The organism is Frankia canadensis (genome assembly GCF_900197875.1).
In the GTDB taxonomy this organism is placed as follows: Bacteria; Actinomycetota; Actinomycetes; order Frankiales; family Frankiaceae; genus Frankia; species Frankia canadensis.
In genome coordinates this window covers 1-5,418 of the sequence record NZ_FZMO01000249.1, presented here as the reverse complement: position 1 = coordinate 5,418, position 5,418 = coordinate 1, and the positions used below count along the sequence as shown (strand labels likewise).

Here is a 5,418-nt window from a genome sequence, read left to right as displayed (position 1 = left end):
GCGCCTGCTCCTTGAGAACTCAACAGCGTGCCGATTGTCAGTGCCAAATATGTTTTATCCCTCGTTCATGGTCTGTCTGGTTGTGTCCCTGCTGGATGTGGGGGTGTGGCTGGTCGGGTTGTGAGGGATTCCTTTGGACTCAAGTACAGCATCGCGGTTTCGCGGTGTTGATGTTGGGGTCTTTCCCGGTTTTTCCGGGTTCTTCATTCATTGATGGAGAGTTTGATCCTGGCTCAGGACGAACGCTGGCGGCGTGCTTAACACATGCAAGTCGAGCGGGGAGCTTCGGCTTCTAGCGGCGAACGGGTGAGTAACACGTGGGCAACCTGCCCCGATCTCTGGAATAACCTCGGGAAACCGGGGCTAATGCCGGATATGACATTGCCGGGCATCTGGTGGTGTGGAAAGATTTATCGGATCGGGATGGGCCCGCGGCCTATCAGCTTGTTGGTGGGGTGATGGCCTACCAAGGCGACGACGGGTAGCCGGCCTGAGAGGGCGACCGGCCACACTGGGACTGAGACACGGCCCAGACTCCTACGGGAGGCAGCAGTGGGGAATATTGCGCAATGGGCGAAAGCCTGACGCAGCGACGCCGCGTGGGGGATGACGGCCTTCGGGTTGTAAACCTCTTTCAGCAGGGACGAAGCGTGAGTGACGGTACCTGCAGAAGAAGCACCGGCCAACTACGTGCCAGCAGCCGCGGTAATACGTAGGGTGCAAGCGTTGTCCGGAATTATTGGGCGTAAAGAGCTCGTAGGCGGCCTGTCGCGTCGGCTGTGAAAACCCGGGGCTCAACCCCGGGCCTGCAGTCGATACGGGCAGGCTAGAGTCCGGCAGGGGAGACTGGAATTCCTGGTGTAGCGGTGAAATGCGCAGATATCAGGAGGAACACCGGTGGCGAAGGCGGGTCTCTGGGCCGGAACTGACGCTAAGGAGCGAAAGCGTGGGGAGCGAACAGGATTAGATACCCTGGTAGTCCACGCCGTAAACGTTGGGCGCTAGGTGTGGGGGACCTTCCACGGCCTCCGTGCCGCAGCTAACGCATTAAGCGCCCCGCCTGGGGAGTACGGCCGCAAGGCTAAAACTCAAAGGAATTGACGGGGGCCCGCACAAGCGGCGGAGCATGTGGCTTAATTCGATGCAACGCGAAGAACCTTACCAGGGTTTGACATGCAGGGAAATCCTCCAGAGATGGGGGGTCCGTAAGGGTCCTGCACAGGTGGTGCATGGCTGTCGTCAGCTCGTGTCGTGAGATGTTGGGTTAAGTCCCGCAACGAGCGCAACCCTCGTCCTATGTTGCCAGCGAGTCGTGTCGGGGACTCATAGGAGACTGCCGGGGTCAACTCGGAGGAAGGTGGGGATGACGTCAAGTCATCATGCCCCTTACGTCCTGGGCTGCACACATGCTACAATGGCCGGTACAAAGGGCTGCGATGCCGTGAGGTGGAGCGAATCCCAAAAAGCCGGTCTCAGTTCGGATCGGGGTCTGCAACTCGACCCCGTGAAGTCGGAGTCGCTAGTAATCGCAGATCAGCAATGCTGCGGTGAATACGTTCCCGGGCCTTGTACACACCGCCCGTCACGTCACGAAAGTCGGTAACACCCGAAGCCGGTGGCCTAACCCTTGTGGGGGGAGCCGTCGAAGGTGGGACCGGCGATTGGGACGAAGTCGTAACAAGGTAGCCGTACCGGAAGGTGCGGCTGGATCACCTCCTTTCTAAGGAGCGTCTGGCTGGTCTGTCCTGTTGGGGGTGGGCTGGTCCAGGGCCAGGGCTGGATGTGCATGCCGGTCTGGTTGCTCATGGGTGGAACGCTGACGATGTGATGCTGCTGGCTGCGGCCGGGTGTCTAGTACTCCCACTGTGTGGGGTGGAACGGGCCTGGGTGTGGTGGGTGGTGTTCGTGGCACGCTGTTGGGTCCTGAGGGAGTCAGGTGGACTTCCTTGATCGTTGCCTCTGCTGTCTGTTCTGCTGGTTCGGGTCCTCCTGGTGGGGGTGGTGGTGCGGGCCAGTTGTGGTGGGATACCTGTCTTCCGGTGTGGGGGTGGGTCCTGCTGGTTCGGCTGGTGGCCGTCCGTACGTTGAGAACTGCACAGTGGACGCGAGCATCTTTGTGGCCAAGTTATTAAGGGCGCACGGTGGATGCCTTGGCACCAGGAGCCGATGAAGGACGTGGGAGGCTGCGATATGCCTCGGGGAGCTGTCAACCGAGCTGTGATCCGAGGATTTCCGAATGGGGAAACCCGGCAGGGCTTTAAATCCTGTCACCCATGCCTGAACACATAGGGCATGTGGAGGGAACGCGGGGAAGTGAAACATCTCATTACCCGCAGGAAGAGAAAACAACAGTGATTCCGCGAGTAGTGGTGAGCGAAAGCGGATGAGGCTAAACCAGTGTCGTGTGATAGCCGGCAGGTGTTGCGATGTTGGGGTTGTGGGAGCGTTCGGATGGTGCTGCCGCACTGTCGAGGAGTCAGAAAAGGTTCTGTTAGGCGAAGGTCATGCGAATGGACCGCCATAGAGGGTAACAGCCCTGTAGCCGAAAACAGTGTCTCTCCTGAATGTTTTCCCAAGTAGCACGGAGCCCGTGAAATTCCGTGTGAATCTGGCGGGACCACCCGCTAAGCCTAAATACTTCCTGGTGACCGATAGCGGACTAGTACCGTGAGGGAAAGGTGAAAAGTACCCCGGGAGGGGAGTGAAATAGTACCTGAAACCGTGTGCCTACAATCCGTGGGAGCTGGACTTTGGTCTGGTGACCGCGTGCCTTTTGAAGAATGAGCCTGCGAGTTTGCGATGTGTGGCGAGGTTAACCCGTGTGGGGTAGCCGTAGCGAAAGCGAGTCCGAAGAGGGCGTTTGAGTCGCATGTCCAAGACCCGAAGCCGAGTGATCTACCCATGGCCAGGTTGAAGCGCGGGTAAGACCGTGTGGAGGACCGAACCCACCAGGGTTGAAAACCTGGGGGATGAGCTGTGGGTAGGGGTGAAAGGCCAATCAAACTCGGTGATAGCTGGTTCTCCCCGAAATGCATTTAGGTGCAGCGTCGCATGTTTCTTGCCGGAGGTAGAGCACTGGATGGCCTAGGGGGCCCACAAGCTTACTGAAGTCAGCCAAACTCCGAATGCCGGTAAGTGAAGTGCGGCAGTGAGACTGCGGGGGATAAGCTTCGTAGTCGAGAGGGAAACAGCCCAGATCGCCAGCTAAGGCCCCTAAGCGTGCGCTAAGTGGAAAAGGATGTGGAGTCGCATAGACAACCAGGAGGTTGGCTTAGAAGCAGCCACCCTTGAAAGAGTGCGTAATAGCTCACTGGTCAAGTGATTCCGCGCCGATAATGTAGCGGGGCTCAAGCGCACCGCCGAAGCTGCGGCATGCACATGTTACCCGGCACTTTGGTGTCCAGGTGTGTGCGTGGGTAGGGGAGCGTCGTGTGGCGTGTGAAGCGGCGGGGTGACCCAGCCGTGGATGCCATACGAGTGAGAATGCAGGCATGAGTAGCGAATGACGGGTGAGAATCCCGTCCGCCGGATGACCAAGGGTTCCTGGGGCAGGCTTTTCCGCCCAGGGTGAGTCGGGACCTAAGGCGAGGCCGACAGGCGTAGTCGATGGACAACGGGTTGATATTCCCGTACCGGCGCTGACGCGCCAATGCTGAATCTGGTTGTGCTAACCGGTTCGATCGTGTGTGTCCTTTCGGGGATGTGCAGGTGAGGTCGGGATCCTGGCTGGTAGTAGGCAAGCGATGGGGTGACGCAGGAGGGTAGTCCAGCCCAGGCGGTGGTTGTCCTGGGGCAAGGGTGTAGGACGGGGCGTAGGTAAATCCGCGTTCTGTGTGTCTGAGACCTGATGCCGAGCCGATTGTGGCGAAGTGGATGATCCCATGCTGCCGAGAAAAGCCTCTAGCGAGTGTCAGGGCCGCCCGTACCCTAAACCGACACAGGTGGTCAGGTAGAGAATACCAAGGCGTGCGAGTGAACTGTGGTTAAGGAACTCGGCAAAATGCCCCCGTAACTTCGGGAGAAGGGGGGCCGCTTTCCGTGTAGGGACTTGCTTCCGTAGCGGGGAGTGGCCGCAGAGACCAGGGGAAAGCGACTGTTTACTAAAAACATAGCTCCGTGCTAAGTCGTAAGACGATGTATACGGAGTGACGCCTGCCCGGTGCTGGAACGTTAAGGGGACGGGTTAGCTCTTCGGGGCGAGGCTCAGAACTTAAGCGCCAGTAAACGGCGGTGGTAACTATAACCATCCTAAGGTAGCGAAATTCCTTGTCGGGTAAGTTCCGACCTGCACGAATGGCGTAACGACTTTCCCACTGTCTCAACCACAGACTCGGCGAAATTGCACTACGAGTAAAGATGCTCGTTACGCGCGGCAGGACGGAAAGACCCCGGGACCTTTACTATAGCTTGATATTGGTGTTCGGTTCGGCTTGTGTAGGATAGGTGGGAGACTGTGAAGCTGGGACGCCAGTTCTGGTGGAGTCATTGTTGAAATACCACTCTGGTCGTACTGGATGTCTAACCTGGGTCCGTGATCCGGATCAGGGACAGTGTCTGGTGGGTAGTTTAACTGGGGCGGTTGCCTCCTAAAGGGTAACGGAGGCGCCCAAAGGTTCCCTCAGCCTGGTTGGCAATCAGGTGTCGAGTGCAAGTGCACAAGGGAGCTTGACTGTGAGACAGACATGTCGAGCAGGTGCGAAAGCAGGGACTAGTGATCCGGCGGTGGCTTGTGGAAGCGCCGTCGCTCAACGGATAAAAGGTACCCCGGGGATAACAGGCTGATCTTGCCCAAGAGTCCATATCGACGGCAAGGTTTGGCACCTCGATGTCGGCTCGTCGCATCCTGGGGCTGGAGTAGGTCCCAAGGGTTGGGCTGTTCGCCCATTAAAGCGGTACGCGAGCTGGGTTTAGAACGTCGTGAGACAGTTCGGTCCCTATCCGCCGCGCGCGCAGGAGACTTGAGAAGGGCTGTCCCTAGTACGAGAGGACCGGGACGGACGAACCTCTGGTGTGCCAGTTGTTCTGCCAAGGGCATGGCTGGTTGGCTACGTTCGGAAGGGATAACCGCTGAAAGCATCTAAGCGGGAAGCCTGCTTCGAGATGAGGTCTCCCACAGGGTAGCCTGGTAAGGCCCCCGACTAGATGATCGGGTTGATAGGCCGGAGGTGGAAGTGCGGTGACGCATGGAGCTGACCGGTACTAATAGGCCGAGGGCTTGTCTTCGAAGGTGCTACGCGTCCACTGTGCGGTTCTGACTGTGCGGCCGGCTTGCTGCTGGTGGTATGGTTGTAGATGTTTCGGTGGTTTTGGCGAAGGGGAAACGCCCGGTCTCATTCCGAACCCGGAAGCTAAGCTCTTCAGCGCCGATGGTACTGCATGGGGGACCGTGTGGGAGAGTAGGACGCCGCCGGACTTACA

At 58.5% G+C, this 5,418-nt stretch carries 3 rRNA genes; all 3 read left to right on the top strand.

The features are described from left to right. Positions 1-210: 210 nt before the first annotated feature. The 3 genes from C1A33_RS19410 (at position 211) to rrf (ending at position 5,413) form a co-directional block, all read left to right on the top strand. Positions 211-1,720, top strand: a 16S ribosomal RNA gene (locus tag C1A33_RS19410). A 398-nt stretch (positions 1,721-2,118) separates the two neighbouring features. Continuing rightward, positions 2,119-5,223: ribosomal RNA gene (locus C1A33_RS19405) — 23S ribosomal RNA — on the top strand. Between the two features lie 73 nt (positions 5,224-5,296). After that, a 5S ribosomal RNA gene (gene rrf, locus C1A33_RS19400) occupies positions 5,297-5,413 on the top strand. The 16S, 23S and 5S rRNA genes sit together here, the layout of an rRNA operon. The last annotated feature ends 5 nt before the right edge of the window (positions 5,414-5,418 follow it).